The organism is Tabrizicola sp. (genome assembly GCF_016792905.1).
GTDB lineage: Bacteria > Pseudomonadota > Alphaproteobacteria > Rhodobacterales > Rhodobacteraceae > Tabrizicola.
In genome coordinates this window covers 1-3421 of the sequence record NZ_JAEULP010000081.1, presented here as the reverse complement: position 1 = coordinate 3421, position 3421 = coordinate 1, and the positions used below count along the sequence as shown (strand labels likewise).

The following is a 3421-nucleotide window of genomic DNA, read 5'->3' as shown; positions in this document are numbered from 1 at the left end:
CGATCTCCCGCTGGCTCGTGCCCCGGCGATGCTCCGCAAAGATCACCGCACGCTCGCATGCGTCCAGATGCCGCCCCCGCCTCTCCATCGCAACCCCCCTCCAAACCTCAGGTGTTGCGTTCCTTTCTAGAGGCTAAGGTTTCTTAACCCGCGCTTCCGGAGCCGCTCGTCGGCGAACGAGGAGCGGTCACTTGCGCCAGCGGGTGAAACCGAAGCCCATGTAATCGCGCTGGTAGGTATCGGCTGCGGCGGTTTCCAGAGTCTCTTCCCAGATCGTCAGAAGCGCGGCTTCGGCAGGGTCTGGGGTGATCGAGGGTGGCGCAACCCCGGCCTCGGCGGCGAGATTGGCGAGGCCTTCGACCAGGCGATCCTCGCGCAACAGATAGTCGAGCGGCTGGAAGCTGGCAAAGCCCTGGACGAGGGCGGTCTGGCTGGCGAGGCCGGGATCGACGCGGGCGCCGGTCTGGCCGCCCACGGCAAGGCGGCAGTAGGTCAGGAAGATCAGGAAGGCGGCGCGTTCGGCCTCGGCCGTCGCGAAGGGCTCACCCGGCGGCTGCAACTCGGCCAGGAAGCCGTTGATCAGGATACGGCGCAGGTCCGGTGCCTCTCCCATCACGATCTTCTGGCGGAAGGCGGCGTGGGCGCGCAGGAGCGGGTGACGCAGCACGGTGAAACTGCGATGGCCGGGGTGCCTGCGCTTCCACTGGCGGAGCGATTTCTGCTCAAAACCCTCGGACACCGGACCCAGCGCCGCGAACCAGTCACGGACCGCGGCCTCTGGGCCGGAACGGATCGGCAAGAACAGGAGCCCCGCGTCGGAGGCGAGCGCGGTGGGCACGCCAGCGGCGCGACGCGGCTCGAAACTGGGAGTGCGGCCCAGGTTGAAGACGTCGACGGCGGCAATGGCTTCGGCCAGGGCATCGGGGTTTTCCAGCTTGTCTTCCAGCGGCCCGGGGTTCTGCTTCTTCAGGGTGTCGTCCAGCGCTTTCAGCCGGGCTTCGACGCCGAGGAAGGCGGCGAGGCCGTTGATCACATCGAGCGAGCCCAGGTCCTCGTAGTCGAGGTAGAAGGCCGTTTGCCCCGTGGTTTGCAGGGCATGGAGCAGGGTCAGCTGGAAGGCCTGGATATACTGCAGGTGCTGGAGGAACTCCGCCACGTCGAAGCGGACCTTCGCCGTCTTCAGCCGCCGGGCGTTGGTCAGCTTCCACTGGTCGGTCGCCTGGGCGATCTTCCAGCTGACATAGCTTTCCAGCGGGTTGCGGGTGAGGATGATCTTGGCGCAGGCAGGGTCGGGCAGCACGTCGTCGAGGATGCGCAGGTCGTGGTCGTGGAAGAAGCGGAAGCCCGGCAGGCCATCGGTTTCCTCGCGCAGCTTGCGCAAGAGCGGTCGCGGGTCGCGGTCGCGCTCCTCGATCGTGATGCCGAACAGCTCGGTCCGGTCCTTCTTGCCCAGGATGTAGCGGTTGAAGACCTCGCCATGGCTGACCACGCCGGGCAGCGCGTTCAGGTTCGCCTCCAAGAGGTTCGAGCCGGTGCGCATTTCGGCGAAGACGACGAAGGAGTGGAAACGGCGCATCTCAGCGGACGATCCGCGGGCGGGCGAAGGGCTGGTCGGGCTGTGCAAGTTCGGCATCCGACGGGAAATCGCCCATCAGGACCGGGGCCATGCCCTGATTGCGCAGGTCCTGCAGGAACGAGCCGAAGCCCTGCAGCGGGATCAGCCGCGGCAGGTCGGTCACGCGATGCGCGGCGCGGGGGTTCAGAAGGTCGACCAGCTGTTCCAGGGGTTCGGCAGGGTTCTCGATGAATTCTGCAAGCGACCAGATGCGGACGTTGGCCTTGGTTTCGGCGCCGTTCACTTCCTGCAGGAAATCAGATTCCACCTTTTGCAGGCGGGCGGCCTCCGGGCGGACCTCGGCGGCGCTGCGACCGGACAGCCAGAGCGGCACCGCGAAGGCGCCGGTCACGGCGAAGATGGTGGCATTCGGGTCGCTGGCAAGGAAGGGGGCGATGTCCTGTTCATCGGCGGGGCCGAACTGGAAGACCTGCGTTTCGCCGCGCGTGTTCCAGATCAGGTTCGTGAGGAAGCTTTTCGGGTTGTAGTCGCGCAAGGTCGGGCTGTCGGAGAGGCCGCCCTTGAAGATGCTTTCGCCGCCCGCAAACTCGGCACGGTCGAAGGCGAAGAGATGGCCATGGACACGGGCGTCAAGCGCCCGGGCCAGCCAGGGCTGGAAGTCATGGAACAGCTCGGCAAAGCCCGAAAAGACGCCGTAGGGCGCGGCGGAGCGGGTGCCTCCCCGGGCGCGGATCGGGAATCGGCTTTGCATGTAAAGGCCGGGGCGGCCTTTCACGCGGCGTTCGACCGCCTTGGCAAAGAGCCGGTTGATCTTGCCGGGGCTCGCCTCGGCCGGCAGAGCGCGGTCGCCCTCGGGGGCAAGGAAGGTGCGGTAAAGGAGGTCAGCCTCGGGCCAGATCTTGCGGGCGATGAAGGCGTCGGTCTGGCGGAGAAGATGCAGGTGGTCGTCGTAGAAGGTGTAGGGACGGCCCTGGTAGTCGAATTTCGACAGCGTCAGCGAGCGGCTTTCGATGCGGGAGGAAACCTGGCGGACGAGGCTTTGGAAATAGCTCTCATCGGGGATCCAGACGCGGCGGAAGTAGCGGTCGAGCGCGGGGCGGTCGGGGTGGGCGAGGATGGCTTGCATAGTGGGGCGGGTCAGGCACCACCACTGGCTGCCGAGATGGGGGGTGAGCCCTGCGGGCATGCGGCGGCGGAAGCGCAGCGCGCGTTGCAGCGTGACGTAGCCGTCGAACAGGCGGCGCTGGCGTTTCCACGAGAATGGGAAGCGGAGGGTGAAGCGTTCCTCATTCAGGCCACCGATGGTCCAGCCGACATCCGCCGTGGTGACGCTTTCGATGAAATCGGTGTCGGGGTGCTGGCCAAGATGGGCTTGCAGGGCGCCGACCGGGCGGATCGGCAGGCAGGAGCCGGAGGCGAGGAGGATGTGGGAGACGCCGGGGAAGTCGGCCAGCATCTGTGCGCTGGCGTCGAGGGTGGCCTGGACGATGCCGAAGCTGCCCCATTCGCAGGGGGAGCGGGGGGAGAAGCGGATGTCGGGAAGGTCTTTCAGCGCGGTTTGCAGGCCGTCGAACTGATCCTGCGGGGTGCGGGCATCGACGTGGATCACCACCGGGCAGCCATGTTCGGCCCAGTGCCGGGCAAGCTGCGCGGCGCGGTCGAGGGCGGCATGACAGAGCATGACGACGCCCAGAGTGCCCGCCTGCGTCACGCCCAGTTTCCTTTCGACATCAGGCCCAGCACCTCCAGCTGGCGCCAGTTGACATATTTCTCGCTCCAATTGCACCAGAGATCGCGCTCGCGGGCGATGCCTTCGCGGTAGGCGCGGTATTCGTGGCTTTCGGC

2 protein-coding genes and 1 pseudogene are annotated in these 3421 nt (G+C 66.7%); all 3 read right to left on the bottom strand.

What is annotated here, in order from left to right:
• Positions 1 to 187 precede the first annotated feature (187 nt).
• A complete protein-coding gene (locus JNL31_RS17040; RefSeq protein WP_294975844.1) occupies positions 188 to 1576 on the bottom strand; it encodes a nodulation protein NodH in 1389 nt (462 codons plus the stop codon).
• Position 1577: 1 nt separating this feature from the next.
• Entirely contained in the window at positions 1578 to 3257 is a 1680-nt protein-coding gene (locus JNL31_RS17035; protein WP_294975847.1) for a beta-1,6-N-acetylglucosaminyltransferase, read from the bottom strand.
• 26 nt (positions 3258 to 3283) lie between these two features.
• A pseudogene (locus JNL31_RS17030) lies at positions 3284 to 3421 on the bottom strand (glycosyltransferase family 2 protein); the annotation flags it as partial.